At 62.6% G+C, this 26,439-nt stretch carries 22 protein-coding genes and 1 tRNA gene; 11 read left to right on the plus strand and 12 right to left on the minus strand.

Annotated features, from left to right (window positions below; all coding sequences use genetic code 11):
• Window positions 1–9 precede the first annotated feature (9 nt).
• The 7 genes from ARUE_RS04400 to ARUE_RS04430 all read left to right on the plus strand — a co-directional run bounded on the left by ARUE_RS04400 (window position 10) and on the right by ARUE_RS04430 (window position 9,593).
• A complete protein-coding gene (locus ARUE_RS04400; protein WP_011773656.1) occupies window positions 10–1,308 on the plus strand; it encodes a sugar ABC transporter substrate-binding protein in 1,299 nt (432 codons plus the stop codon).
• Between the two features lie 97 nt (window positions 1,309–1,405).
• The gene (locus ARUE_RS04405) at window positions 1,406–3,064 is read left to right on the plus strand and encodes an ABC transporter permease subunit (protein WP_014920851.1); all 1,659 of its coding nucleotides are present in this window, start codon (window positions 1,406–1,408) and stop codon (window positions 3,062–3,064) included.
• Window positions 3,064–3,996: a sugar ABC transporter permease gene (locus tag ARUE_RS04410; protein WP_014920852.1), complete on the plus strand. Its 933-nt coding sequence runs from the start codon at window positions 3,064–3,066 to the stop codon at window positions 3,994–3,996. Before ARUE_RS04405 ends, ARUE_RS04410 begins: the two co-directional genes overlap by 1 nt.
• Window positions 3,997–3,998: 2 nt before the next feature.
• Window positions 3,999–5,921 carry a glycoside hydrolase family 13 protein gene (locus tag ARUE_RS04415; protein WP_014920853.1) on the plus strand — a complete coding sequence of 641 codons (1,923 nt, stop codon included), beginning with the start codon at window positions 3,999–4,001 and terminating at the stop codon, window positions 5,919–5,921.
• A gap of 130 nt (window positions 5,922–6,051) precedes the next feature.
• Window positions 6,052–7,497 (plus strand): FAD-binding oxidoreductase, encoded by a 1,446-nt coding sequence (locus ARUE_RS04420; RefSeq protein WP_014920854.1) that lies wholly within the window; start codon window positions 6,052–6,054, stop codon window positions 7,495–7,497.
• A gap of 276 nt (window positions 7,498–7,773) precedes the next feature.
• A complete protein-coding gene (locus ARUE_RS04425) occupies window positions 7,774–9,045 on the plus strand; it encodes an MFS transporter (protein WP_286140258.1) in 1,272 nt (423 codons plus the stop codon).
• 35 nt (window positions 9,046–9,080) lie between these two features.
• The gene (locus ARUE_RS04430) at window positions 9,081–9,593 is read left to right on the plus strand and encodes a pyridoxamine 5'-phosphate oxidase family protein (RefSeq protein WP_011773662.1); all 513 of its coding nucleotides are present in this window, start codon (window positions 9,081–9,083) and stop codon (window positions 9,591–9,593) included.
• Window positions 9,594–9,596: 3 nt separating this feature from the next.
• Here ARUE_RS04430 and ARUE_RS04435 read toward each other — a convergent pair whose 3' ends face one another.
• Window positions 9,597–10,826, minus strand: a complete 1,230-nt coding sequence (locus ARUE_RS04435) for an amidohydrolase family protein (protein WP_011773663.1) — start codon at window positions 10,824–10,826, stop codon at window positions 9,597–9,599.
• A 198-nt stretch (window positions 10,827–11,024) separates the two neighbouring features.
• Between ARUE_RS04435 and ARUE_RS04440 the strand changes: the two genes are divergently transcribed.
• A complete protein-coding gene (locus tag ARUE_RS04440; protein WP_286140259.1) occupies window positions 11,025–11,726 on the plus strand; it encodes a GntR family transcriptional regulator in 702 nt (233 codons plus the stop codon).
• A gap of 59 nt (window positions 11,727–11,785) precedes the next feature.
• Here the strand turns inward: ARUE_RS04440 and ARUE_RS04445 are convergent, their stop codons facing one another.
• From ARUE_RS04445 to ARUE_RS04465, 5 genes are all read right to left on the minus strand, one after another.
• Window positions 11,786–13,201, minus strand: coding sequence for a DUF4032 domain-containing protein (locus ARUE_RS04445; RefSeq protein ID WP_011773665.1), 1,416 nt, complete (start codon window positions 13,199–13,201; stop codon window positions 11,786–11,788).
• Window positions 13,198–14,781 (minus strand): beta-N-acetylhexosaminidase, encoded by a 1,584-nt coding sequence (locus ARUE_RS04450; protein ID WP_014920858.1) that lies wholly within the window; start codon window positions 14,779–14,781, stop codon window positions 13,198–13,200. Before ARUE_RS04450 ends, ARUE_RS04445 begins: the two co-directional genes overlap by 4 nt.
• A 117-nt stretch (window positions 14,782–14,898) precedes the next feature.
• Window positions 14,899–15,981, minus strand: a complete 1,083-nt coding sequence (locus ARUE_RS04455) for an ABC transporter ATP-binding protein (RefSeq protein ID WP_011773667.1) — start codon at window positions 15,979–15,981, stop codon at window positions 14,899–14,901.
• A gap of 206 nt (window positions 15,982–16,187) precedes the next feature.
• A complete protein-coding gene (gene otsB / locus ARUE_RS04460; RefSeq protein ID WP_014920859.1) occupies window positions 16,188–16,985 on the minus strand; it encodes a trehalose-phosphatase in 798 nt (265 codons plus the stop codon).
• Window positions 16,975–18,477: an alpha,alpha-trehalose-phosphate synthase (UDP-forming) gene (locus ARUE_RS04465; RefSeq protein WP_011773669.1), complete on the minus strand. Its 1,503-nt coding sequence runs from the start codon at window positions 18,475–18,477 to the stop codon at window positions 16,975–16,977. Before ARUE_RS04465 ends, otsB begins: the two co-directional genes overlap by 11 nt.
• A gap of 175 nt (window positions 18,478–18,652) precedes the next feature.
• Here ARUE_RS04465 and ARUE_RS04470 point away from each other — a divergent pair, with 175 nt between their 5' ends.
• Window positions 18,653–19,525 carry a DsbA family protein gene (locus ARUE_RS04470; RefSeq protein WP_043469807.1) on the plus strand — a complete coding sequence of 291 codons (873 nt, stop codon included), beginning with the start codon at window positions 18,653–18,655 and terminating at the stop codon, window positions 19,523–19,525.
• Between the two features lie 146 nt (window positions 19,526–19,671).
• Window positions 19,672–19,748: transfer RNA gene (locus ARUE_RS04475), tRNA-Thr, on the plus strand.
• Between the two features lie 478 nt (window positions 19,749–20,226).
• Here the strand turns inward: ARUE_RS04475 and ARUE_RS04480 are convergent.
• From ARUE_RS04480 to ARUE_RS24450, 4 genes are all read right to left on the minus strand, one after another.
• Window positions 20,227–21,216, minus strand: a complete 990-nt coding sequence (locus ARUE_RS04480; RefSeq protein ID WP_014920860.1) for an ArsR family transcriptional regulator — start codon at window positions 21,214–21,216, stop codon at window positions 20,227–20,229.
• A 326-nt stretch (window positions 21,217–21,542) separates the two neighbouring features.
• Window positions 21,543–22,466: a ketopantoate reductase family protein gene (locus ARUE_RS04485; protein WP_014920861.1), complete on the minus strand. Its 924-nt coding sequence runs from the start codon at window positions 22,464–22,466 to the stop codon at window positions 21,543–21,545.
• Window positions 22,463–23,125 (minus strand): hypothetical protein, encoded by a 663-nt coding sequence (locus ARUE_RS24445; RefSeq protein WP_187329921.1) that lies wholly within the window; start codon window positions 23,123–23,125, stop codon window positions 22,463–22,465. The genes ARUE_RS04485 and ARUE_RS24445 overlap by 4 nt, the downstream gene beginning before the upstream one ends.
• Window positions 23,126–23,202: 77 nt before the next feature.
• Entirely contained in the window at window positions 23,203–23,436 is a 234-nt protein-coding gene (locus ARUE_RS24450) for a hypothetical protein (RefSeq protein ID WP_143711608.1), read from the minus strand.
• Between the two features lie 812 nt (window positions 23,437–24,248).
• On the opposite strand from ARUE_RS24450, the gene ARUE_RS04495 reads away from it, so the two are divergent.
• A complete protein-coding gene (locus tag ARUE_RS04495; protein ID WP_011773676.1) occupies window positions 24,249–24,533 on the plus strand; it encodes a DUF1905 domain-containing protein in 285 nt (94 codons plus the stop codon).
• Between the two features lie 263 nt (window positions 24,534–24,796).
• On the opposite strand, the gene ARUE_RS04500 is transcribed toward ARUE_RS04495, so the two are convergent.
• Both ARUE_RS04500 and ARUE_RS04505 read right to left on the minus strand, forming a co-directional pair.
• Window positions 24,797–25,285: a DUF2306 domain-containing protein gene (locus tag ARUE_RS04500; protein ID WP_011773677.1), complete on the minus strand. Its 489-nt coding sequence runs from the start codon at window positions 25,283–25,285 to the stop codon at window positions 24,797–24,799.
• Window positions 25,286–25,646: 361 nt separating this feature from the next.
• Window positions 25,647–26,387 carry a DedA family protein gene (locus ARUE_RS04505; RefSeq protein WP_014920865.1) on the minus strand — a complete coding sequence of 247 codons (741 nt, stop codon included), beginning with the start codon at window positions 26,385–26,387 and terminating at the stop codon, window positions 25,647–25,649.
• Window positions 26,388–26,439 lie beyond the last annotated feature (52 nt).

The raw sequence follows: 26,439 nt of genomic DNA on the forward strand, positions 1-26,439 counted from the left end.
GGGACACCAATGAAGGTGCACAATACCCTCGCGACTCAAACCACCCGGCGTGTTTTTGCCGCCGGGGCGATCTCCGTGGCCGCAGCCCTGGCGCTGACCGCCTGCGGTGGAAGCGCCTCCACCGCACCCAGTTCGGATGCTACAAAACCGGACCTCAAGGCTGCTGGAGCCGGTGCCATCACCATGTGGGTTGACGCCGAGCGCTCTCCGGCCCTGAAGGACATCACGGAGAAGTTCAAGTCCGATACCGGCATCGAAGTGAAGCTTGTGGTCAAGGACTTCGCCGCAGTGCGTGACGACTTCATCACCCAGGTACCCACCGGCCAGGGGCCGGACTTGATTGTTGGACCCCACGACTGGATTGGAAAGTTCGTCCAGAACGGTGTGATTGCTCCCGTCGAACTGGGCGACAAAGCCGCGCAGTTCCAGGATTCCTCCATCAAGGCCATGACCTACAACGGCGCCGTTTATGGTGTCCCGTACGCCATCGAGAACATCGCCTTGCTGCGCAACACCAGCATCGTGGACAGCAAGGCTGCCACGCTGGACGAAGTAGTGGCCAACGGCAAGAAGGCCGTTGCGGACGGCAAGGCCGCTTTCCCGTTCCTGGTGGGTATGGACCCGAAGCAGGGCGATCCGTACCACCTGTACCCGCTGCAGTCCTCCATGGGTTCACAGGTCTTCGGCAAGGGCGCCGATGGCGGATATGACGCAAAGCAGCTCCTCATCGGTGACGCTGCCGGCGTCGAATTCGCCAAGAAGCTGGCCGCTTGGGGCGACGCCGGTGAGAAGATCATCAACTCCAACATCACAGGTGACATTGCCAAGGAGAAGTTCCTGGCCGGGGAATCCCCGTACTTCCTGACGGGCCCATGGAACGTTCCTGACGTCCAGAAGAAGGGCATCAAGTTCGCCGTAGATGAGCTACCCACAGCCGGCGGCGAGCCTGCCCAGCCGTTCATCGGCGTCAACGGCTTCTTCATCAGCGCCAAGAGCGCCAACGCCTTGGCCACCAACGAGTTCGTCACCAACTACCTCACCTCCGAGTCGGCACAGGATTCCATGTATGCGGCAGGCGGACGCCCGCCGGCATTGAAAGCCTCGTTCGAGAAGGCCGCCAGCGATCCCGTTGTGGAGGCGTTCGGAAAGATCGGTGCCACGGGCATCCCCATGCCGGCAATCCCTGAAATGAGCGCGGTGTGGGCTGATTGGGGCGCCACCGAGTTGGCCATCATCAAGGGCCAGGGCGATCCGGCTGAGGCTTGGACCAAGATGGCCGACAGCATCAAGTCCAAGATCGGCGGCTAGCACCACAACCGGATAACTCCACCGGTCTGCCCCGGGCCGGGCGGCAATCCACCGCCCGGCCCTGCCTGCCGCCAACCGCTTCACCCAAGGATCCACAATGCCAAAACCAGACCTCCGCGAACTGCCAGCCACCCAAGGCCAACCGACCCCGGAACAGCCCGTCAGCAGCGGCGCCCGCCCCGGCAGCGGCGCCCGCCCCGCAGCCAAGCCCGCACGCCACCCGGATTCCCTCAAGGGCACCATCCTCAAGGTGGTCCTGCTGGGACTTGTGGACGCCTTTGCGGTGTACGTCCTGATGATGCTTTTCCTCAGCCAGTCCTGGGCCGCGCTGGCGGTATCGTCACTGGTGGTTCTGGCCATCAACTGGATCTACCTCCGCAAAGGTGGGCTACCGGCCAAGTACCTGGCTCCCGGTGTGCTGTTCCTGCTGGTGTTCCAGGTCCTGGTGGTGGTGTTTAGCGGTTACATCGCCTTCACCAACTACGGCGATGGGCACAACAGCACCAAAGACGATGCCATTTCGGCCATCCAGTTGACGGCCCAGAAGCGCGTCCCGGATTCGCCTGCATACAAGGCGTCCGTGCTCACCAAGGGCAACGGCTTCTATCTGCTGTTCACGGATCCGTCCGGTAAGGCGCAGCTCGGCAGCAGTGAGGATCCGCTCACCGAGGTCCCGGAGGCAGGCAAAGACTCAACGGGCAAGGCCAACTCCCTGCCGGGTTATGAGACGCTGAAGTTCCAGGAAATCGTGGCCAACCAGCAGGACATCCTGAAGATCACGGTCCCGGTTTCGGACGATCCCGCTGACGGCACCTTGCGCACAGCAGACGGAAGCACGGCGTACCAGTTCAAACCGGCGCTCGACTATGACGCCGCCACGGACACTTTCACGGATACCGAAACCGGCACGGAGTACCGCGATAACGGCAAGGGCGCTTTCGCCGACGCCAACGGCGAGACCCTGGCAACCGGCTGGAAGATCGACGTAGGCATGGACAACTTCGCCCGGGCCTTTACGGACCCCAGCCTTCGCGGGCCACTCCTGGGTGTGATCCTTTGGACGTTCACCTTCTCCATCGCATCCGTCGCGCTGACCTTCGTGATGGGCCTCTTCCTGGCCATCACCTTCAACCGTGAGGACCTCCGCGGCAAGAAGGCGTACAGGATCCTGATGATCCTGCCCTACGCGTTCCCCGCCTTCCTGTCCGGCTTGGTGTGGTCCGGCATCCTCAATCCCGAGTTCGGTTGGCTCAATCAAACACTGCTGGGCGGCGCGAACATCGGGTGGCTCACGGACCCTGTCCTGGCCAAGATCAGCGTGCTGGTGGTCAATGTGTGGCTCGGCTTCCCGTACATGTTCCTGGTCTGCACCGGCGCCCTGCAGTCGCTGCCGTCCGAAATCGATGAGGCCGCCCGCATGGATGGAGCCTCGGCGTGGCGGGTGTTCCGGTCCATCAAGTTGCCACTGCTCCTTGTGTCCGTGGCACCGCTGCTGATCTCTTCCTTTGCCTTCAACTTCAACAACTTCAACGTCATCTACATGCTGACCGGGGGCGGGCCGCGCTTTGCGGACACTGACCGCGATATCGGATCCACCGACATCCTGATCACGCTGGTGTACAAGGTGGCGTTCGGCCAAGGCACGGGGCGCGACTACGGCCTGGCCAGTGCGCTCGCCATCATCATTTTCATCATCGTGGCCACCATTTCGGCCATCAGCTTCAAGCAGACCAAAGCACTCGAGGACGTGAACTGATGAGCGTACGCACACTCGCCTCCAGCAAGGAAACAACGTTCGACGGCGGCCCATTGCCGCTGGCGCCTACACGACGTCCGTTCGGGGTCTGGTTCAAGGACAAAGGCTGGCGGCATGTGGTGGGCATCGTCACCACGATCTTCGCCGTGTTTCCGCTCCTGTATGTACTGTCCGCTGCCCTGGATTCCAACGGCACCCTGGTAGGTTCCAACGGCCTCTTCTCCAGGTTCGATACCGGCAACTTCGTGGCACTCTTCAGCGACCCCACCCGGCCTTTCGGCCGATGGTTCGTGAACACTTTGGTGATTGGTACGGTAACGTCCGCCGCCACCGTTTTCCTCGGCGCCATGGCCGCGTACGCGTTCTCCCGCATGCGCTTCAAAGGCCGCCGGATGGGACTGTTGACCCTCCTCTTGCTGCAGATGTTCCCGCAACTGTTGGCCGTCGTCGCGATCTTCCTGCTCCTGAGCGGCATCTCGCAAGTGATCCCCGCCCTGGGGTTGGGCAGCCAGCTGGGCCTCATCATGGTGTACCTCGGCGGTGCGCTGGGCGTGAACACGTATCTGATGTACGGGTTCTTCAATACAGTTCCTCAGTCCCTGGACGAAGCCGCGAAGATCGACGGTGCCAGCCACGTCCAGATCTTCTTCGGCATCATCCTGCGCCTGGTCACCCCGATCCTCGCTGTTGTGGGTCTCTTGGCGTTCATTGGCATCTCCAGCGAATTCGTCATCGCCAGCGTTGTCCTCACCGATCCTGACAGCCAGACACTCGCCGTCGGGCTCTACTCCTACGTAGCCCAGCAGCGCTCCGAAAATTGGGGCCTCTTCGCAGCAGGCGCCGTCATCGCGGCCATACCTGTCATGGCCTTGTTCCTCTTCCTGCAGAAGTACATCGTCAGCGGCCTCACCGCCGGCTCGGTGAAAGGCTGACCATGCCCATCGCCCTTCCGCACCATGACGGATCCGGACTTCATGCTCCCCACGCCGTGTCCCTTGGCGATACCGTCCGGCTCCGGGTGCGTGTCCCACGGGGGTGGGGTCCGGCGTCGAAGGTTTGGGTCCGGTCCGTCCAGGACGGCGAGCCGCGCTACGACGCTGCGATCCGGCTCGGTTCGGCTGATGGCTGGGACTGGTGGGAAGCGGCGATGCTCGTGGCAAACCCGGTGACCAAGTACCGCTTCTTGCTGGAAGTCACTGAAACGCACGACGACGATGCTGCCGCCACCGTGGCGAGTGGAAGCACCGTTGGGCGGCGCTACTGGAACCTCAACGCCCAAGGCCTGTTCCGACGGGACGTTTCCGACTCGGCGGACTTCAGGCTGACGGCGTTTGCCCCGGCTCCGGATTGGCTGCGTAAGGGCACCATGTACCAGGTGTTTCCTGACAGGTTTGCCCGTTCCGCCCAAGCGGGGGACCACCCCACGCCCGATTGGGCTATCGCATGTTCCTGGGACACTCCGGTGGTGGGGACGGGCGCGCAGGCACCCACCCAGTTCTATGGGGGAGACGTTCCCGGGATTACGGGCAAACTTGGCCACTTGCAGGACTTGGGCGTGGATATCCTCTACCTGACGCCTTTCTTCCCCGCACGCTCCAACCACCGCTACGATGCGTCCACCTTCGATTCCGTAGACCCGCTCCTGGGCGGAGACCAGGCCCTGGTGGACTTGGTAGAGGCCGCACACGCGCGCGGAATCAAAGTCATAGGGGACCTCACCGCGAACCACTCCGGCGACGCCCACGAGTGGTTCGTCAAGGCGCTCGTCGATCCCGGCTCGGAAGAAGCCGGCTACTACTACTTCAGCGCCGACCATTCCAGCTACGAGTCCTGGTGGGGCGTGCCGTCACTGCCCAAGTTCAACTGGTCCTCGGAGGCACTCCGCCGACGTTTCGTGACGGACGATGATTCCGTGGTGGCCCGCTGGCTTAAGCCGCCGTTCAACCTGGATGGCTGGAGGATCGACGTCGGCAACATGACCGGCCGTCTGGGCGCGGTGGACCTCAACCATGACGTGGCCCGGCTCATTGCGGACAGGGTGCGCGAGATAAACCCGAACGCTGCTTTGCTGGCGGAGTCCACCTCCGATGCCTCCCCGGACTTCACGGGCGAGCACTGGCAGGGAGCCATGACATACTCCCACCTGACCCGGCCGCTGTGGTCCTGGCTCGCGAAAGACGCGCCGAACGTCAACTTCTTTGGCTCACCCCAATCCGGTCCCAACAAGATCGATGCTGAGGACGTCCTCGCAACACATCAGGACCTCGCCGCGGGATTTAGCTGGGGTGTGCGACAAAACAACATGAACGCCCTCAACACGCACGACACTGCGCGGGCGGCAACGGTGATGATCGACGGCGGCCCTGCCGTGGGTGCCGCCTTCACCTTCTGCCTTCCAGGAGTTCCGGTCATGTTTGCCGGCGACGAGTTCGGATTCGAAGGCTTCAACGGCGAGGACTCCAGGACGCCCATGCCGTGGGCTGAGAGCAATCACGTGCTGACGGACATGCGATCCCTCTACGCCAACCTTGCGCGGCTGCGCAGGGAACTGCCGCCGCTGATCGAAGGCGGGGTGCGCTGGCTGCACGCCGAGGGCGACGCCATGGTTTTTGTCCGTGAAACGGCAGAGTCATCAGTGCTGGTGTTCGTCGCAAGGGACACGGCAGAGGTGGTCCTCGACAACTCAGTCCTCTCCAACGGGCAGCTGGAAGCGTTGCTTGCCTCGCCACTGCACCACTCCGGAACAGTGAGCTCCGCACCCGCCGGTCCATCCGGCGTCGACGGTGTTTGCCTACGAGCCGAAGGTACCTCCGCAGGAATCTGGGCGCTGCCGGGGACGGTGCTCCCCACCGGATAGCCGGCGGCTGTGGCCGTGCTCTGCCGTTCTGTGCTGGCTAGACTGTGAGCACTAAAACACTGCGAAGACTGCCGGTTTGGCGTGTCCGCGGTGCGTACGTGGAGGGACCACTGTGTCGGACGAAACGGCTATGGCCGGAACATCAGAGGAAAGCATCAACACCCGGACGGCGGGCCACCGTGAACCTTCACGGCCCTCGACAGGCCAACAAGTATTCCTGGCAGAGCTCGCGGCCGGACTTCGTGCCGGGCAGGTGGCCGACGATGAAGAAACCCTCACCGTGTACTCCGTGGATCAAGGACCGCTACTGGAGCGGCACCTGCCCCTCGCTGTGGTGTGGGCCGAGTCCGTGGAAGACGTGCAACACATCGTTCGGAGCTGCGCGGCCCACCAGGTGCCCATCGTCGCCCGGGGTGCCGGAACCGGCGTCTCCGGGGGAGCGCACGCCACCCAAGGCTGCATCGTCCTGGGCTTGGAACGGATGAACCGCATCCTGGACCTCAACCCCGACGACGAGACCGCCGTCGTCGAACCCGGCGTTATCAACGCCGACCTCAACACTGCCGCCGCCGAACACGGGCTCATGTACGCGCCCGACCCGGCCAGCTACAAAATGTCCACCATCGGCGGCAACGTGGCCACCAACGCCGGAGGACTTCGGTGCGCCAAATACGGCGTGACGCGCGACTCCGTGCTGGCCCTCGACGTCGTCATGGCCGACGGCTCACTGATGCACACGGGCCACCAAACCTTCAAAGGCGTCGCGGGCTACGACCTCACCGCGCTGCTGGTGGGCTCCGAAGGAACCCTGGGGATCGTGGTGGGAGTGACCGTTCGGCTCAAATACCTGCCGCGCGAAATTCACACGATTGCCGCGTTCTACCAAGACTTCCGCAGCGCCGCCGCCGGAGTGCTCGCAGTAGGCAAAGCCCGCGTTCAGCCCGCCATCATGGAACTCCTGGACAACGGCACCCTGGTGCAGCTCGACGAACTGAACGGCGGCGACCTCCAAAAGCGCGGCAAATCCCTGCTACTCATCCAGACCGACGGCTTCGGAGCGGCTGCAGAAGCCGACGTCGTCCGGCAAGTACTCGCCGACCGCGGCGCCACAGTCACCACGGAAGCCAGCGAAGAAGCCGAAATGCTGGTGGAACTCCGCAGAAACAGCCGCGGCGTCGAAGTGGACGACGAATTCCGGGTCGGCGAAGACATCGCCGTCCCACGCTCGCGCTTGGTGGACTTCGTGGCCGAACTCGAAGCCATGGCCGCCCGATTCCAGGTTCGGCTGAAAGTAGTGGCACACGCCGGCGACGGAAACCTGCACCCCACGTTCTGGATGGACCGCGTAGACCCCGCCACCGACGCCGACGCCCTCCAACGACTCAACGCAGCCCTGGACGAATCAATCCGCGTAGGCCTCGAAATGGGCGGCACCATCACAGGTGAGCACGGCGTGGGCCAATACAAGCTGCGTTGGCTCGGCCTGGAACAGCCCGGACCCGTGCGTGAGCTGCAGCGACGGATCAAGGAATTGTTCGACCCGCAGGGGATTCTGAACCCGGGGAAGGCTATCTAGATCCGTGGTCCGGCCACGCTCTCTCACATCCCTCGTGTTTGGCTGTGACGCTCTCTCACATCCAACCCTCCGGCGGACCACCTCAGCGCTTCTTGGTATTCCAGACGCGAAGTAGTCGTATTCCGACTCATAGCGCATCCAGCTTTTTGCCGCATTTACTTTCCACCGCTCTCCTCATAGTCTTACTTGGTATACCAAAGTTGCTATGAGGGGAATGACGTGCGCGAGAAGCGGCAGGCTGGATCTGGACTGAATCCGAGGCTGAGAGTGGGTTTGGTGTTGATCGCGCTTGTCATGGTGTCCGTCAATCTTCGGCCGGCCATTACTACCGTTGCCGGGGTGATGAATCAGGTGCCGGGGGTGTTGAGCCTGGATCCTGGGCTGCTTCCGCTGCTGGGGACGTTGCCGGTGTTGGCCTTCGGTATATCGGGACCTATTGGGCCATGGCTGGCTAGGCGACTCGGGACCGGTCGTGCCGTCGCGGTGGCGTTGCTGGTCCTGGCCGCGGCCTTGGTCGTTCGGGCGACCGTGCCTGCACTGCTGCTGCCCGGAACCTTCTTGGCGGGCATGGCGATCATGACAGCCAGCGTGCTGGTGCCCCAGATCGTCAAAGCAAACCGCGGCACCGGCTGGTGGACAGGACTGTGCACCATGGGATTCGGCCTCGGCGCTGCGCTGGGCGCCGGGCTGGTCCAGCCACTGCAGCAGGCCTTCGGCGGCAACCTGCCGTCAGCCCTGGCCGTGTGGGCGGTACCGGCGCTGATTGGCGCGTTCCTGATTCACCGATCCGGAGGACGCCCGACGGCGGCAGAGACTTCCGCGCGTGAAGCCGGGGCCGCGGCGGTTTCGTCGCTGACGCAGGACACGCCGTCGTCCTCTGTCTTACTGGCGCCCGTCAACCCGGGGGAAGTCACGCCGCTGCGCAAGCAGCGCACGGCGTGGGCGGTGACAGCCTTCTTCGGGCTTCAGGCCATGCTCTACTTTGCGATCACGTCATGGCTGGCTGTTTACCTCGTCTCCAAAGGGCTGTCATCGGCCGACGCTGCTGCGTTGCTGGCCTGGTTCAGCCTGGCCGGGCTCCCCGCAAGCCTGCTGGCTCCTGTGCTGGCCGGTCGTCCTGCCATTCTGCGGATCATGGCACCCGGCCTCGGACTGGCCGTGGCCCTCGCGCTTTTGGGAGTCCTCACGGCGCCAGCGGGTCTGCAGTTCGTCATGGTGGGGATCCTGGGAGTCGTCCAGAGTGCAGGCTTTGGCCTTGCCATGGCGTTGGTGGTGATCCGTTCGTTCGGTCCGCAGACAGCGGGAAAGCTCTCGGCCATGAGCCAAGGGCTGGGGTTCGCCCTTGCCTCGCTCGGTCCACTCATGGCCGGACTCCTCCATACCTGGACAGGAGGTTGGGAAGTTACGTTCTGGGCGCTCGCGGCCGAAGCGGTGATTCTGGCTGCTGCAGGCTTCCTGGCGATCCGTGGCCCCGTAGTCAACGTTGAGCCCGTGAGCCGAAATTCATCCCCCAACGGACTATTCACTCTCGCACGCGGGGGTGAATAGTCCGTTAGACGGTGTTCGGCCACTGTCGGCGGGCTATGCTCCGGCGTATCCTCGGCGATATGACGAACTCACCATCAGGGACTCAACAGCCGGAAACACCCGCCACGGAAATCCTGGAAACCAACGAATGCTGGGAGCTCCTCCGTGGCGTCTCGGTGGGCCGGCTTGCCGTGTGGGTGGACAATCACCCGGACATCTTTCCGGTGAATTACAAAGTGGATCACGGGACCATGGTGTTCCGGACGGGCGAAGGCACCAAACTTCACGCAGCCCTGGGCGACGCGCCCGTGGCCATCGAAGCCGACGGCGTCAACGCCGAAACAGGGGTGGCTTGGAGCGTGGTGGTCAAGGGCCAAGCGTCGGCCGTGAAGCTGACGCAGGACGTGCTGGATACCATCGGACTCCTGCTGTTCCCGTGGGAAGCCGGCCAGAAGGACCAGTTCATCCGTATCACGCCCAGCGAGGTGACGGGCCGTCGCTTCAAGGTAACGCCTCCTGTGACGTGGTGGTCGCCGCTGGATGACGCGCCCACGGCGCGAGGCGAGTAGCCCTCAGACCAGCTCCAACTGGTCAGCCACCACCTTGCCGGCATGGATGACGGTCCGGTCTTTACCACGGTCCATCACTGTGGAAGCCACAGTTTCGCCATCCACCAGCAACAGTTCCGCAGGATCGCCAACCTCGACGCCGGGACGATGGGCCGTGTCCTTCAGCCTGGTAGCGCTGGGGTCAAGGATGCTCGCACCACCGATCGTGGCGATGGCCAGGCAGTGCTCGATCAGCTCGTCCTTGCGGAAACCGTGGGTGAAGGCAAGCTGCCAGGTGCGGTCCAGCATGTCCGTGTTGCCGTACGGGGACCAGTAGTCACGTTGGCCGTCCTCGCCCAAGCCCAAACGAACGCCGGCTTCGGTGAGCAGGGGGATGGGCAGTTGGCCTGCAGCAGACGGAGCAACCGAGGCCAAGGACACGTCCAGTTCCGCGAAGGCATCAATGAGCCTGCGCGTTGTGGCCACATTAACGCTGCCCAATTGGTAGGCGTGGGACATGGTTACCTTTCCCTGCATCCCCAGCGCCCGGGTGCGCTCGAGCACCAGGTCGGTGCTGAAAACACCCAATTCGCCGGGCTCGTGGAGGTGGATGTCGATGGGAACCTGGTACTTCTCTGCCAGGGCAAACACGATGTCCAGGTGCTTGGCCGGATCGCGGTCAAGAGTGCAGGGATCGATGCCACCCATGACGTTGGCACCGGCTCTCAGTGCCTCCTCCATGAGCTCCACCGTCCCTTCCTCCAGCAACAATCCAGCCTGGGGGAAAGCGATGATGTCCACGGAAGCCTGGCCGGCGAATTTCTCCTTGGCGGCAGCAACGGCGTCGAAACGCTCGAGCCTGCAGTCCACGTCAACCTGCGCGTAGGAGCGGACCCGGGTGGTACCCCGGGCGATCATCCGGCCCAGGGTGTCGTTCACGCGATCCTGCAGGGGGACTTCCGCGTTGCGCCAGTTTTGACGGTCGTTCATCATCATGGTCCACACGCCCGGACCTCCGGTGTGCTCCCGGAACGGAAGGCCGATACGGGTGGAATCAAGGTGAACGTGGACGTCCGAGAAGGACGGGAGCAGCAAACGTCCGCGGCCATCCACCACCGTAACGCCATCTGGAAGCACACGGGCCGGATCATGCGGTTCGACGGCGACGATCTTGCCGCCTGCTTCGCCCGCCACCAGGGTGACGTCGCTGAGCGCTTGCCCCCAGGGGCGGACGGCGCGGATCAAGGTATTCAATGGTTACTCCTTCGATAGTGAATCTATTGCCTGCTTCTATTGCACGCCCGCCAGCACCGTCGCGGCTCTTCGACACGATGCGCAACGCCTACACGGTCCGGGATGCCCGGAACCGCCCGGCCGATGAGCTGTTTCCTCCCGTGTATGCTCGGTTGGAACGCTGACCGGCGCCGTCCGGCACTTGGAGCGGACGCTGGCATGAAGGGAAGTTTGACTGTGGCTGAAGCGATGCCGGAATCCGGTAATGGCCGCGATGAAGAGGCCCGCGCGGAGAACGTCTACCAACTGGTGTTGGAAGGCATCGTCACGGGAGCGTATGCCCAAGGAATGCGCCTGCGGGAACGTGAACTCTCGGAGCTTTACAACGTCTCCCGCATTCCCGTGCGCGAAGCCATTCAGCGCCTGGAGCAGGACGGGTTCGTGGCAACCTTCCCACGCCGCGGTGCCGTAGTACGGCAACTGACCCTCACGGATGTTAACGAGCTCTTCGATGTTCGCCTCTGCTTGGAGACGTTCGCCGCAAGGATGGCCGCTACCCGTGTAGCGGACGGCAGCGACGGCGGACGGCTGGAGGAACTCATGGAGGCCTCCAAGGCAGCCATTGACGAAGAACGGACCGACGACGTTGCTGTCATCAGCGCCGAGCTTCACGCCGAGATTGTGCGCCTGTCCGGCAACCGGCTGCTGATTGAATCGGTGAAACCGCTGTTCGGGCGGATGCGCTGGATCTTCGGGCTGGCCCATAACCGCAGCAACGAACTCCAGCGGGACGAACACACCGAGCTGTGCAACGCCATCCTGAGGGGTAAGCCGGACCTGGCCTACTCGCTGGCGTACTCGCACATCGAGTTGGGCCGCGAACCCGTCTTGGCAGGCCTCGCGGAAACGCTGGAACCCTAGGTTAAAGCTCGACGTCGGCACTCGCCTGAGTGCCGACGTCGAGTTCGTTTCAACGTGCGTTAGTCGTCCGCGTCCGGGTACTCGTCCTCGTCGTCGTACCGGCCGGATTCCTCCACTTCCACCTCAAGGATCTTGAGGAGCTCCGTATCCGGGTTCAGCATGATGGCGGCCTCGTCGCGGCGGTGCTGCAGCACCGTATCCAGGTAGGACTGCACGGTCTCCGCCAGGGGCACGTACCTGTCCTGCTTCTGGCTCATGTACCAGCGGTGCTCCAGAACCTCGTGCACCACTTCCGCGGGCTCCAGCTTTCCGGCCAAGTGGCGCGGAATGGAACGCACAATGGGCTCGAAGATCTGGCTGACCCAAATGTGGGCGCTGATTTCCTCGTCCAGATCAGGGTTGTTGTCCGCGCGGAACTGGTCCATGTCGTTGAGGAGCCTGCGGGCCTGGTTCTCCTGGGCGTCCAGGCCGGTGAGGCGCAGCAAACGACGCTGGTGGTGACCGGCGTCCACCACCTTGGGCTGGAGCTGGATGGTGGATCCGTCCGCCGTGGTCTTGATGGCGTACTCCTCCACATCGAAGCCCAGCTCGTTGAGGCGCCGGATTCGGGCGGCAACGCGCCACCGTTCGCCGAGCTCGAAGGACTCCTTCTCGGTCAGCTCGGTCCAGAGGCGTCGGTAGCTGTCCATGATCAGCTCACTGGTGGCTACGGGATCCACCTTCTCCTCGATGAGTCCGCCGTCCAGCAAATCCATCAGTTCGCCGGCGATGTTCACCCGGGCGATTTCGAGGTCGTATTCACGCTGGCCCATGGAGAGATCGGGGTAGAGCTCTCCCGTTTCAGCATCCACCAGGTACGCGGCAAAGGCGCCGGCGTCGCGGCGGAACAACGTGTTGGACAGTGAAACGTCACCCCAGTAGAAGCCCACAAGGTGCAGGCGTACCAGCAGCAGCGCCTGGGCGTCGATCAGGCGAGTCAAGGTGTCTTTGCGGAGCATCTGCGAGAACAGTGCGCGGTACGGCATGGAGAATTTCAGGTGCCGGGTGACCAGCACTGGATTCAGGGGCCTGCCGTCCGCTGTGGTCCTGCCCGTGATGACAGCCACCGGCTCCACGCAGGGCACGTCCAGCCGGGCCAGCTTCCGCAGCATGTGGTACTCGTGGCGGGCAACGTGCTCCGACGTTTCCTTGATGGCGATCACCGAGCCACCCAAGTGCGCGAAACGGACGATGTGCCGGGAAATGCCGCGGGGGAGAGCGGCCAGGTTCTCAGCCGGCCAGTCTTCCAAGGCAATATGCCAGGGGAGGTCCAGCAACTCCGGATCTGCCGCAGCGGCAGTAATGTTCAGGGAACCGATGACACTGGCCGGCGGTGCGGTGTCCTGCGCACTGGCGGCCTCGGTCCTGGGGAGCTTGCCGATCTGCCCGTAATCGGTGGGTTCGTCGTGCCACTGGGCTTCGTTTTGCTCGCTCATGCCTCAATTGTTCCGTACTTGGATGCGCTTCCGGCTATCGTGCCAGGAAAGGGATACTCCGGCTTCGCGGACCACTCGACGTCGGGCGCTTCTTGGAAGGCGACACCTTGCGTGGCGAGCCGCTCACCCAAGGCGCCCAAACGACGTCGGAAGTCACCCGGGTTGCGAACCTCCTGACCGGACCACGCGACTTCCGCCAAGGAGACCGCCCTCGGGTACAGGAGCCATTGGGCCTGCTGGTTGTTGCGAACGGTTTCGGTCCACAGCGGGCCTTCGACGCCGAGGATCTGCTGGTCCTGCAACCCGCCTTGGGCAGGGTCCCAGTTGTAGTACTCGGACCAGGTGAAAGGCCCGCCTTCCACCCATTCGAGGCCGACAGGGCTGTCCGACGCATACTTCTGGTCCAGGTAGGTGTTGGCCGCGGGGGACATGATCACCCGTGACCCGTTTTGTTCAGCCTGCCGCACAGTGGGTTCGAAATCGCCGTGCCAGTACTGAATGACGGAACCTTGCGGAAGCTCGACGGCGGCGAATTCGTTCCAGCCCACCACGGATTTGCCGGTCTCGGCGCCGATCCTCACGAACCGCTGCACCATGGAGACGTAGTCGTCATGTCTGGTGACGTGGGCTTCGTCTCCACCAATGTGAAGGTAAGGTCCCACGGTGATCGCGGCGAGCTGGCCGAGGACCTCGCGTACGAACTCGTAGGTTGCGGGCAAGTCTTCAGTGAGCGTTGACCAGCCCACCTCCGACGTAGTGCTCATCGGCTTGGCCTGGCCGTCGGGATTCAGCTGCGGGATCGCGGCGAGGGCGGCGTTGACGTGCCCGGGAAGATCGATCTCCGGTATGACCAGCACGTTCTTGGTGGCGGCGTAGGCCTGGATGTCCTTGAAATCCTGCTGGGTGTAGAAGCCGGAGTTGCCCCGGGGAGGCATTGCGGTGGAAACCTCCACCGCGCCCTGGCCGCCCACTTCGGTCAGCTTGGCGTAGGGCAAACCGGACGGGTTCTTTGCGGGCTCATGAAGCTCGATGCGCCATGCTTGATCGTCCGTGAGGTGCAGGTGCAGGGCATTGAACTTGAACTGCGTCATGACGTCGATCTGCTCCTTCACCTCCTGCACCGTGAAGAAGTTGCGGGCAACGTCCAGCATGAGGCCGCGGTACGCAAAGCGCGGAGCATCCGCAATCTCGACGGCGGGAATCACCCACGTGCCTGCCTGAGGATCAGTGCCCTCAATAGAAGCAGGAAAAAGCTGGCGGAGTGTCTGCACTCCGTTGAAGAGTCCCGCTGGAGTGGAGGCCGCGAGTACGACCCCACCCTCGGTGACGCTGAGCTCGTAAGCTTCCGGGCCGCCGTCGAATGTCTCCACCAACTCGAGGGAGATGTCACCGGGGCGGGTGTCCTCAACGGTGGGCAGGTCGAAACCAGTGCCGCGGCGCAGCAGCGAGGCAAGCTGCCTGGCTGCAGGGGTAGCTGCGCCGGAAGCGGCGATCCGTGCTGTGGGGGCGAGTGTGAAGGCCGGGCCGTTCAGGAGTGCGACGTGCGAGGGGCGGGGGATCAGGTTGTCCGTCGTGTTCATGCCGTTCTTTCGCAGGAGTTAGGTTAAAGCGAGAGCGGCCCGACCGGGTGGGGTCGGGCCGCTATCACAATGCGGATGTACTGGCCGGTGGGCGGACCCAGCCGGCGGTTGGCGGGATTAGTCGCCCAGGCGCAGGCCGGTCTTCGTGTCGAACAGGTGCACGTGGCCGGACTGCGGACGAACGAAGATGGACTCACCCTTCATCGGAGGGCGGCGACCGTCGACGCGAGCAACGATGTCGTGGCTCTTGCCGTCAAGGATGGTGTGGCCGTAGACGTAAGCGTCGGCGCCGAGTTCTTCCACGACGTCAACCTCAACCTGGAGGCCTTCGCCGTTGCCGACAGTCTCGAGGTCTTCCGGACGCGAACCAACGGTGACGGTCTGGCCGTGAGCCTCTTCGAGGATGTTGCGCGGCACGGGGTAAACCGTCCCACCGAACTGGACGCCGCCGTCGACGACCGGCAGTTCAAGCAGGTTCATGGCCGGGGAGCCGATGAATCCTGCAACGAAGACGTTCTGCGGGCGGTCGTAGAGGTTGCGCGGGGTGTCAACCTGCTGCAGGAGGCCGTCCTTCAGGACAGCAACGCGGTCACCCATGGTCATGGCCTCGACCTGGTCGTGCGTCACGTAAACCGTGGTGACGCCCAGGCGGCGGGTCAGGGATGCGATCTGCGTACGGGTCTGGACGCGGAGCTTGGCGTCAAGGTTGGAAAGCGGCTCATCCATGAGGAAGACCTGTGGGTTACGGACGATTGCACGGCCCATGGCAACACGCTGGCGCTGACCGCCGGAGAGTGCCTTCGGCTTTCGGTCCAGGTACTGCTCGAGGTCAAGAAGCTTGGCGGCTTCGCGGACACGCTCGGCGCGCTCTTCCTTGGAGATGCCGGCGATCTTCAGTGCGAAGCCCATGTTGTCCGCAACGGTCATGTGCGGGTAAAGGGCGTAGTTCTGGAAGACCATTGCAATGTCGCGGTCCTTCGGCGGAACGTCCGTGACGTCGCGGTCGCCGATCAGGATGCGGCCGGCGTTGACGTCCTCAAGGCCTGCGAGCATGCGCAGCGAGGTGGACTTACCGCAACCGGAGGGTCCAACGAGGACCAGGAATTCGCCATCGGCGATGTCGATGTTGAGCTTATCGACGGCGGGCTTATCTGTGCCCGGGTACAGACGCGTAGCGTTATCAAAAGTAACTGTAGCCACAGTTATCAATCCCTTCACCGGCAGGTACGTGCCGGACGATCCGTTGTGAATGGTTCATTTTCTTCAGTTGAACTCCCCGGCCAATGGCCGGGGAGGATCGTGTGACGTCGCACGGTACTGTGCGTCACATCACATCCAAGAGTATGTCAGACTTTTTGACTTACTACCTAAATGTTACGAACGTCACACGTTGCGCTCGTCACTCGCTAAGCATCGGTGGTGACCCTGCGCCGTTCCCGCAGCAACGCTTCCAGCAACTCCGCCACGTGCACAGGCGCCTCCACCCGATACTGGGCCTGGGTGAAATCCAAGCCCACCTTGATGCCGACGTCGTCGCCCATCAGCCGGCCCAACGCATCCTCATCGGTGACATCGTCACCAGCGAACAGGATGGCCGTCGCTCCGGTCGCCTGACGCAGGAACTCCACAGCCTCACCCTTGGAGGCATGGACCACGGACGTCTCCAGAACCCGCTTCCCCGTCTTCAGGTAGACACCGGGGTGCTCCCGGAGCACCCGCATCGCGGCCTCGACGGCGTCATCCGCAACGTCGTCGTCGGCCATCCTCGTGTGGAGGACGACGCCGGCGGGTTTGTCCTCGAGCAGCGTCCCCGGAGCGATGTTCACGATCTCCGAAAGAACCTCACGCACCGCGGCCAGCTTCAGGCGCTGATCTTCGTCCAGTTCCAGGCCCAAAGATCCCTCACCCAGCCAGACCTCGGCACCGTGGCTGCCGATCAGCAGCGTATCCGCCGGGGGCGAGGCGACCAGCCGCAGGCTGTCCAGTGCGCGGCCCGAGATGAGTGCCGTCGTCGTACGCGGAAGTTGGGCGAGGGCCTCCAGCGCCGCAGCGGACCGGGGCAGGGGGCGTGCGTCCTCCGCGCGGTCGACGATAGGGGACAGGGTGCCGTCGAAATCCAGGGCAACCAGAAGGTGCTCCGTGCCGGAAATGCGCCGGACGGCATCCAGCAGTTCCGGTGACAGGGAAAGGTTCTCAGCTGTCATCACGCACCACCTTTTCCTCCAAGGCAGCCAGGAACTCAGCTGACCAATGATCCACGTCGTGGTCCAGGATCTGCTTGCGCATCAGCTTCATGCGGCGGCGGGCTTCCTTGGGCGGGAGATTCACAGCGCGCAGGATGGCCGACTTCAGGCCGTCGATGTCGTGCGGGTTGATCAGGAGCGCTTGCTTGAGTTGGTCGGCGGCGCCGGCGAACTCGCTGAGAACCAACGCGCCATCGTCCTCCGAACGGGCCGTGACATACTCCTTAGCCACCAGGTTCATGCCATCACGCAGGGCCGTTACGAGCATAACATCCGCGGCGAGGTACAGCGCCACCATTTCCTCCACCGGATAGCTGTGGTGCAGGTAGCGGACGGCCGTGTTCTGGATGGTGTCGTACGTGCCGTTGATATGGCCAACAGTGCCTTCGATCTCCTCGCGCAGGAGCCTGTACTGTTCCACGCGTTCGCGGCTGGGGCTCGCCACCTGAATCAGGGTGGCGTCCTCTACCTTGATGCTGCCCTCGCGAAGAAGTTCCTCGAAGGCCTTGAGACGGTGGCCGATGCCCTTGGTGTAATCCAGTCGGTCAACACCCAGCAGGATGGTCTTGGGATCTCCCAGGTCCTTGCGGATCTGCTTGGCCCGCTCGATGATGTCCGGCCTGGCGGCCAGCTCGCGGATCTGGTCAACGTCGATGGAAATGGGAAAGGCCTGCGCCCGCGCGATGTGCGTAACTTCGCCATCCGGGCCCTTCACGTGAACCTGCTGCTGCTTGACGCTGGCACCCAGGAAGCGCCGGGCAGAGCGCATGAAGTTGCCGGCGTCGCTGGGGCGCTGGAAGCCCAGAAGGTCAGCGCCCAGCAAACCGTCAATGATCTCCCGGCGCCAAGGGAGCTGCGCGAAGATCTCCGGGGGAGGGAAGGGAATGTGGTTGAAGAAGCCGATCTTCAGGTCCGGTCTGGCCTCGCGGAGCATTCGCGGAACCAACTGGAGCTGGTAGTCCTGGACCCACACAGTGGCGCCTTCGGCGGCATGGCGAATGATGGCGTCGGCAAACTTCTTATTGACCTGGCGGTACGAATCCCACCACGTACGGTGGAACTCCGGCGGTGCGATCACGTCGTGGTAAAGCGGCCAGATGGTCGCGTTGGAGAAGCCCTCGTAGTACAGCTCCACTTCGTGGCTGCTGAGCTGGACCGGGACCAGGTCCATGCCTTCGTGGCTGAAGGGACGCACCGTCTCGTCGGGCGCTCCATGCCAACCCACCCACGCGCCGTCGGACTTTGTCATCATCGGCGCGAGCGCCGTGACCAGGCCCCCGGGTGAACGACGCCAGCCGTCGCCGCCGTCGTCGTTTCCGTCGCTGCTGCACCTGTCAACGGGCAGCCTGTTGGAAACCACCATGAAATCGAACTTGCTCGCCGTGGGCTTCTTTGTTGGAGAAGCCTTGGTGCCCTGTCCGGTACTGAGTTTTTCGCTTGCCGGTTCCTGCATTAACGCTCCCTGGGGTTGCTGTGACTCAACTCCCAGCCTACTAGCGGAATCTTCCTCGGCAGTTGATCGTTCAACAACCGGGTCAATGGGTATGGGAAAACCTTCAAGTTTGCTCCCGTAAACTGGGCCCGTTGCCCTAGCTATGCACTATGACGTCGAATACCCCGAGGAACTGATGAGCCCCGCAAACGAACCACGCCTGTCCAAGGCCGAAAAGACCGCCCAGGCGCGGGAGAAAGCGCGCGCAATCCGCGAAGAGCAGCTGAAGAAGGAGAAGCGCAACAAGCTTCTTGTCGGCTGGGGCATCGTGGTGGCCGTGGTGGTCATCATCGGGATAATCGCGGCTGTGGTTATTGGCAATCGTGAGGTCTCCGTGGCCGATCAGGGTCCGACGCCGGCCAACGGCAACGTGCACGGTGGCATAACGCTGCTGGCCAACACTGAAGTCCTGAAAACGGAACCTGCCACCGTCAACGTGGCTGACGTTCCGGCTCCTCCCGCCACCAAGCCGGCTACGGTAACGGTTCCGGCCGGCGAAGCCGAGGCCGGCAAGCCCGTCAAGGTTGTTGCCTACATCGACTTCATTTGCCCGGTCTGCAAGCAGTTCGAGAGCACTTACGGGGAGTCCCTCACCAGCCTCCGCAACGAAGGCAAGATTTCCGTCGAGTACCGCGCCCTGGGCTTCCTGGACCGCCAGTCCACCACCAACTACTCTTCCCGCGCAGCCAACGCTGCTGCCTGCGTAGTGAACTCATCCCCCGAGAAGTACGCGGAATTCTTCAACCTGCTCTTCGAACGCCAGCCGGCTGAAGGCGGAGCGGGCATCTCCGACAACGACCTCAAGAAAATGGCCACCGAAATCGGTGCGGCCAACATCGACTCCTGCATCGACAGCAAGCAGTTCCGTCCGTGGGTGAAGGTTGCCACGCAGGAAGCTGCAGCGATCGGCGTCACCGGTACGCCCACCGTGTTCATCGACGGCAAGCAGTGGGACGGCCGGACCGACCTGAACGCCGAGATCCAGACGGCAATTGACGCCAAGGGCTAACCTTCGCGGAATGCACGACGGCGGCCGGTCACCCCTGCGGGTGGCCGGCCGCTGTTGCTTTGGAGCGGCTAATTTCGTTGACGGGGATGGTCTGGGCTAACCTTATCTAGCGCTCTTTCGCGCTTTGCTTCGGGTAACCGGAGCGCGCCTCCTTAGCTCAGTTGGCCAGAGCACCGCTCTTGTAAAGCGGGGGTCGTCGGTTCGAATCCGACAGGGGGCTCCACCACCCCTCCCTTCCGGCGATTTTGTCCGGAGCGGAGGGGTTTTTCGTGTCGGAAATGCAGGGCACTACACGTTGACAACACGCTTTCAAGAAGCCAGACGACACCAGCGGGCTCCTGGGCTGCATAGAGGGAGCCATGCAGCCAGGCAACAAGACCTTGGGACTGCCATTGACCGGAACAACCCTGCCATGGGCACAACCGTGGTCGTTGTGACGATTCTCTGGCTTGTTCTGGGGCAGTTCATCGGACCAAAACTCCTGGCCCGGAGGACCGAGGTCCAGAACCCCGAAGCTTGAGCGCCTCTAACCGGCAATGGCTTCTGACTGGTCTTGCTCTCTCAGACGTCGATAATCAGCCTGCCATCCCGTTAGTGGGTCACTTTGCGGCGCTCCAAGCCCTTTGCCGCTTCGGCGACGTCGGCCAGCGCCCGATACCCGAGATTTGCTGCGTTGGACATGGAGATGACGTTGATGGTCTTCATCGAGCAGCTCTCGCCACGATGACTTTGCGGAGCTGGTCAGCTGCCTCTTGGATGTCGACAGCGTCCCCGGCCATGACGTCCCGGAGCGTGATCAGCGGGTCGGCCAAGGGGATCCCATCCGAGTGGTGCACCAGGGACGCGGTGGCCCACAGGGTGAAGTCTTCAGGGACGGTGGTGATAAGCGTTGCTTCCTCCGGAGTCGCGGGGGCGAAGCCGGCATCGGTGAAATCCACAGCTTCATGGACGTAGACGACGGCGCTGTCCGGCAACCGCCAGGGCGCGTAAAAGTCCGCCGCAGCGTCCCCGGAGACCAGAGGGGATGCGCCCAGCGCAGTGGCGTATTCGGCGGCCTTCTTGGCTTGCTCGGCAGCGGAATCCAGCCCATACCAATAAGACGTCACGCCCCGGGGCCCGGGGTAGCTGGCCAGCAACGATGTGATGATGGCGTCAACGTCGTGGGCGTGCCAGCCCCACTGATCGCGGTCGACAAAAGCCCCCAGCGTTTTCAGGTGCTTGTTCACCGCCGGCTGGCTAATGCCGGCCGCTGCTGCGAGCTCCTGCTGCGTTTGCGGCCCATCTGCGAGGGCCAAGGCGCGCAGCAATGCCCACCGGCCCCACGGCGCCCGCCCGTGGGTCTTCTCAACGGCTTCGGGCTTATGGCGTGGTTCCAGGCGCTGAACACCGCCAATGATGACTGAGACCGGAGCGATGGTAATCAGGTCAACCTTGTCCTGGAGAGCCGCTTCGGTGAGTCGCTGGGTTGGGCGGAACGTGACAATCAGCGTCCGAGTCTCCCGTTCAAGGATGGCCCGCAGCTTACTGGGCGTCGGGGGAGTGGCCGCCAGCTGCACCTTCACTTCCCGGACGCTGCTGTCCGGGAGCGTCAAAGACAGTGCATCGAGGTTGCCGCCCGTGATCCGCACGTCCGCTTCGCGCAACAGCAACATCGCCTGCGAGAGGATCAGGTCCCGTTCCATTTCGTTCATCCATAACCTAGGTTGCGTTGTCAAATAACAACAGCCGGGAAAACCTAACTTAGGTTATAAGCGTTCAAACAAAGCACGGCAATGCTGGCCTCTCTGGCCAGAGCATGGCGGGGCCGGCCACATGCAGCTCTTTTACCGGCACAACGTTCGGAACTACGCATGGTCAATGGTGAAGGGCTTGATGTGGCAGCATGCTGTCGGGGCGTTTAGCCTCGCCCGTTCAGAAGGGGCCCCATAATGTCACCGCATCAGACGCCGGCCCGAGTTCCCGATGCTGACCGCTATCAGGGGCGGGACAGCCATGCGCCGTACTGTGGGAGTCTCGCTCATGAGCTCAGCCTTGCTTGCCGTTCCCGAGGTAGCTGTGAGTTCAGGATGAACGAATGGGTTGGAGTTGCCACCCTTACTTGGGCGGCCCGGGCAACAATCGCCCCGTTTTGATCTGCCAATTCTGACGGCAATCCTGAAGCCAGGTCGCGCTGCATCGATGACGTCGTCGAAGGGTCGAAGACGTCAGTGTAGACCGAGAAGACTTCCTCCACGTCCTCCCTCGTAAACGTGACGCCGTAGGCATGAGCTACCGAGGCGACCTCAACGATGCCATCACGGACCATTGACCGGGTCTCGGGATGCGTGCGGGTCACCCCGACGGGGACTCCTGAGACGGCGCCTACCCCGCCATAGGAAGCGATCAGGGCGATCTTCTTCCAGAGCGCGCGTTGGACGTCCTGGGCAAGGGTCGCCGTGACGGAGCTTTCGTTGATGGCATCGACCACCCTCTCGGCGATGCCGGTGTCTGCGCCGACCTCATCGAAGAGTCCGGCGCTGAGGATGGCTTCTCCGCCGATAAGCTCAACAGCCAGTGGGGCCGTGCGCTTGACGATGACAACGCAGGTTGTGGCGATGACCGGGGAGGCAGGGAAGATGCGCCGGGCGACTTCGGGGGCCTCTATGCCGTTTTGAAGTGTGACCAGCGGGGTCCCGTTGCTGATCTTGCCCTGCAGCTCAAGAAGGGCGTCCTCGACCTGCCAGGCTTTGGTGGCAATCAGGACAACGTCGACATCCACCGGGTCTATCTCAGAAACCACACTTACCCCGGATATGGTTTCTGTTCGACCTCCGGTGAACAGGTGCAGTTTGGCGTCCTGGGTGGATGACCGGGCTTTCAGCACTACGCTGTGGCCGGCCTGGGCCAGGCGTGCGGAGAAGTACAAACCCATGCCTCCGGCGCCGTAAACGAGGATGTTCACGGCCTCAACCTCTCATGCTGGCCGGAGCGGATTTCAGTAGCTCCAGCCCCCTTCATGCAAAGCTCAAGCTTGTCGTCATTGCTGGCGCTGAAGGGGGCGCGTTCGCCGGCATCACGGATGGTTTCGTAGGAGCTGGCCTTGATCGAGAAGTCGTTGTACCGGGGTTTATGTGTGCTCGGAAACTGGAGCATGGGTCGCCTATCGCTCGAAGGAGAAAGGTGTGGCCTCGAGAGAAATCCGGCTATTTCGAAGCCCATGCCGATGTTTGCACGGCCCTCGTGGCTTATCAAGCCGGACGACCGGTTCTTGGACAGCTTTCGTGACTTCCTGCGGATTGCACGTCGGTCACAATCCGGCGGATGTCCAGGTGCCGTTCTTGCGCCTTCCGATTCCGCCTCTGGATCAAGGGGCGGGCAGCTTGCTATCGGACTCGAATGCCCACATGGGTTGCCTGCGGTCTGCCACTGACCGGTGGTGTGCTCGGCCCAGTGCGTGGCCCTGCGGACGGCTTCGGTCCCGAGCAGCCAGCACAGCACGGCGGCGGTCAGACAAATCACCACGACGCCAGCTCCGGTGATGCCCCGGAAGGTGTTGCGGGGCCGGGCGAGCACCGAGTAATCGGACACCAAGGCTGCCAATGCCGGCACGGCGACTGACACAGCCATGACCGTTCGGCGGAACGGGATCTGGTCCCTGTAGTACGCAGCGGAGTGCTGGCCGGCAGCAAGATAGCCGCCTAAGCACGGGTTAGTACCAGCACGATTATGGCGGCACCGATCAGAATGGCGCCGGCGCCAACTACCGCCAGCATTCCTTGGCTCGGTCGGGCCGCAACCCTGTGTCCTACCTTGCCGAAGGTGGATCGCTGCGCTCCGGACATGAACTTGGTCAGGGAGGCACGGTTGATGATCATCAGGACCCCGATGATCACTCCAATGCCTCCGACTACCCCAATCAGAATTTTCTCCACAGATCCTCTTACTCCCAGGGCGCACCAAGTGAAACACCACGAACCAACGAGCCTACGCAACAACTACCGCTGCTATGGCCTCCGTGCTATTTGCCAGCGAGTTCGGTGGGCCGGTGCGGTGGGTGTTGGTGATGGAGAGCTTGCTGTTTTCTACCCCCCCGGAGTCTCACGTTTCCCCTTGAAAGTTACGTTGTGATGGGCGACATTGCCCTCAGGCATCACGACGGTAGCCCGGGGAATTGACCAAGGACTTGAATTGAGATGAACAGGACGAATCGAAGCTGTCAGGGGGACAAATGATGCTGCGTGGCGGCCTCGTGCGCGATGAGTTCCGGCGTCGTCCATTGGTGGCGCTGACTGCGTTGATAGGTGTTGCTTGCATCATCGTGGCGCTGGTTTTGCCGTTTATTTGACGGACAGTTTTCCCTTCAGGCCGCTTTCGGTCAGCTTGGCGCTGGCCGGTGCGGGGGTCTTAGCGGACGACCTCTGCGCCAGCTGTTTTCTGGCAAGGGGAACGAGGCGTCGGGAGTTCACCTTCATCGGGTCCGGGATGCTGGGAATGGCCCATGTTGGTCATTGGAGCTCTGACGCTAATGGAGACCAACACTCCTGTGTAAACGCCCGCGACGGGTACATCACGCCACCGCGCGTCACGACTTGTCAGAGTAGCCAGAAGGACTGCACTGCCCCATGAGTGACGACCGCGAGGCGGAGGTGGCGCGGGGACAACGGCTCCGCAGATCCAAGACAAAGCAGTCCAGCTTGTGTTTTGCTTCTTGCGGACTTCGGCTCAGAGACCAGGAGAAGAGAAGATGGCAGAACCACAACCACTGAACATCGCCTTCGTCGCCCAGCTCGGCAAAGTCCGGCCTGGTGACACGTGGACTTGTGTCCAGCTACCCGATTCAGCGACGATCTTTGGAACCCGTGGACTGGTCAAAGTGTCCGGCACCGTAGACGGGCACCCGTTTACTGGAGCCTTCATGGCGCTGGGAGACGGCACGCACAAACTCCCGGTGGCTGCTCCTGTCCGCAAAGCCATCGGGAAGGACGACGGTGACACAGTAGAAGTTCACCTCACTCGGCGCCTGAACTGACAAGGTCATCCCGCGCAGATCAACTTCGGCAGACTCAACACAGACCATGCCGACCCTCGGCGACCGTACCTCTCTCTTAGAGATCCTTCAGCGGTCGCAGCTCCTTGTCCTTGAAGGTCTCAGGACGATCGCGCGGATTCGAGTCGGCGTCGAGGAACAGCCGGTAGTAACATACCCGAGCGCTGCCGTTGGCTTGGATGATGTTGATTCCGGCGAGGACCGCAGCGGCCGGTGCGACGTTCAGCAGAGCGCCGTGCGCGCGGCTATCCGCGGGGCACCACCCCGGCCTTCCGGCGCAGTTGCATCAGCCCGGCGACGGTCAGCCCGGCAGTGAGTGCAAGGGCGGCCACCCAGAGGGTGAGGCCTGCGAGGTCGTGGATGGCCATTTGGGGGAGCCTCCGATCAGGCACGGCCACGACGCCGATGAACGCGCCGACGAGTCCGAAGTAGCTGCCGGTCATGAAGCGCTGGTGGGCCTGGATGTTGCCCTTACTGACGGCCCACAAGCCCATCGTCAGGGTGCAGAACGTCAGAACGGAAAGCGCGTGGAGCCAATTGAACCCGCCATCGATGGTCCGGATCCCGAACGAGGTGACCACGACGACGTACATGGCAACCGCCCAGATGCGGCCCAGAATCTTGTGCGCTGCGCTCCCTTTATTGCGGCGGAGCAGGTTCACGGCGCCGAAGATCAGGGCGTAGCCCGCTGCGATGGCGTGCAGAGCGATGAGGAAGGTCCACGGCGAAGGCATACGGCCAGCGTACTGGGCGGTGGCTGCTTGTTTCCGTATGTGTCAGCTCCGGAACTGTGGCAGCAGCGACGAAGCGCTGATTTATTGCGGCGAGGAGTCAGCCTGCCTGGTTGACCTTGGATGCGGCAGCATTCGCTTTGACGTACATGCGCATCAGAAGTCCCACCAACATCGCCGTAAAGCCAAGGCCAATGAGGAAGATCCACGGCACGCTGGCACCTCGAATCTTCTCGTAGCACTCCTTAACCGCGGCGAATACGATCCCGTTTCAGAGCTTTTGGAAGAAATTAAGGTAGACAGAACAGCGGTGCGGACCCGACGGCTCTGAACCGACCGCACAATGACGCCGGACGTGGGTGGGCTAGCGGGTACTTTCCTTGCGCTTTTTGACCCTTCGAATGATGAGCCACACTAAGAGCGCAGCTAGTCCTGCATAAACGGCGTAGTTGAGAAATCGGGAGTACTGGTCCACCAAATGATATTGCTTGCCGAGCAGTGCGCCCGCTCCAATGAGCAGTGCGTTCCACAGACCGGTTCCCGCGACAGTGAAGACGCTGAAGGTCGCCAGGTTCATGCGTTCGGCACCTGCCGGGAGGGAAATGAGGCTGCGCACGCCGGGTAGCAGCCGACCGAAGAAGATCGCTGATTTGCCGTGACGTTCAAACCATTCGGCGGCCTTCTCGAAATCTTCCCGATCGACCAGCGGCAGCTTTGACAGTAGCTTTATTGACCGTTCCAAACCCACCTTGTATCCCAGCCAGTACAGGAGCATCGCTCCGGCGTAAGCCCCGAGCGTGCTGGTGACAAACACCAGGATCAGGTTCATGCTTCCCTGCTGGGTAAGGAATCCAGCCAGTGGGAGGATCACCTCGCTGGGTATGGGTGGGAATACAGTCTCCAGAAGCGTCAGCAAGCCCACGCCCCATTCACCGAGGGCTTCGATTACCTGCGCGGCGATACCGACAATCCCGGTCAATTCATCGGCTGCAGCAGTCGCCTTAAGAAAACGGATCAGGTCGATCTCCTTTCTTAAGCGACGCCCCACAGAGGCCTGAAGCGCAAGCTGCCGGTTCCAAAGGGAAGCCCAGTGATGGGGGACCACTGGGCTTCCACCTCAACGCTATTCCTATCCAAGCCCTCGGGCAACAAGCAAT

This window comes from Arthrobacter sp. Rue61a, from assembly GCF_000294695.2.
Lineage (GTDB): Bacteria > Actinomycetota > Actinomycetes > Actinomycetales > Micrococcaceae > Arthrobacter > Arthrobacter aurescens_A.

Coding starts and splice junctions, on each gene's coding strand:
- ARUE_RS04430 (WP_011773662.1), top strand. CDS start 9,081: ATGCTCCGGCGTATCCTCGGCGATATGACGAACTCACCATCAGGGACT.
- ARUE_RS04470 (WP_043469807.1), top strand. CDS start 18,653: ATGAGCCCCGCAAACGAACCACGCCTGTCCAAGGCCGAAAAGACCGCC.
- ARUE_RS04400 (WP_011773656.1), top strand. CDS start 10: ATGAAGGTGCACAATACCCTCGCGACTCAAACCACCCGGCGTGTTTTT.
- ARUE_RS04405 (WP_014920851.1), top strand. CDS start 1,406: ATGCCAAAACCAGACCTCCGCGAACTGCCAGCCACCCAAGGCCAACCG.
- ARUE_RS04495 (WP_011773676.1), top strand. CDS start 24,249: ATGGCAGAACCACAACCACTGAACATCGCCTTCGTCGCCCAGCTCGGC.
- ARUE_RS04480 (WP_014920860.1), bottom strand. CDS start 21,216: ATGAACGAAATGGAACGGGACCTGATCCTCTCGCAGGCGATGTTGCTG.
- ARUE_RS04440 (WP_286140259.1), top strand. CDS start 11,025: ATGAAGGGAAGTTTGACTGTGGCTGAAGCGATGCCGGAATCCGGTAAT.
- ARUE_RS04450 (WP_014920858.1), bottom strand. CDS start 14,781: ATGAACACGACGGACAACCTGATCCCCCGCCCCTCGCACGTCGCACTC.
- ARUE_RS04420 (WP_014920854.1), top strand. CDS start 6,052: ATGGCCGGAACATCAGAGGAAAGCATCAACACCCGGACGGCGGGCCAC.
- ARUE_RS04410 (WP_014920852.1), top strand. CDS start 3,064: ATGAGCGTACGCACACTCGCCTCCAGCAAGGAAACAACGTTCGACGGC.
- otsB (WP_014920859.1), bottom strand. CDS start 16,985: ATGACAGCTGAGAACCTTTCCCTGTCACCGGAACTGCTGGATGCCGTC.
- ARUE_RS04500 (WP_011773677.1), bottom strand. CDS start 25,285: ATGCCTTCGCCGTGGACCTTCCTCATCGCTCTGCACGCCATCGCAGCG.
- ARUE_RS04415 (WP_014920853.1), top strand. CDS start 3,999: ATGCCCATCGCCCTTCCGCACCATGACGGATCCGGACTTCATGCTCCC.
- ARUE_RS04445 (WP_011773665.1), bottom strand. CDS start 13,201: ATGAGCGAGCAAAACGAAGCCCAGTGGCACGACGAACCCACCGATTAC.
- ARUE_RS04465 (WP_011773669.1), bottom strand. CDS start 18,477: ATGCAGGAACCGGCAAGCGAAAAACTCAGTACCGGACAGGGCACCAAG.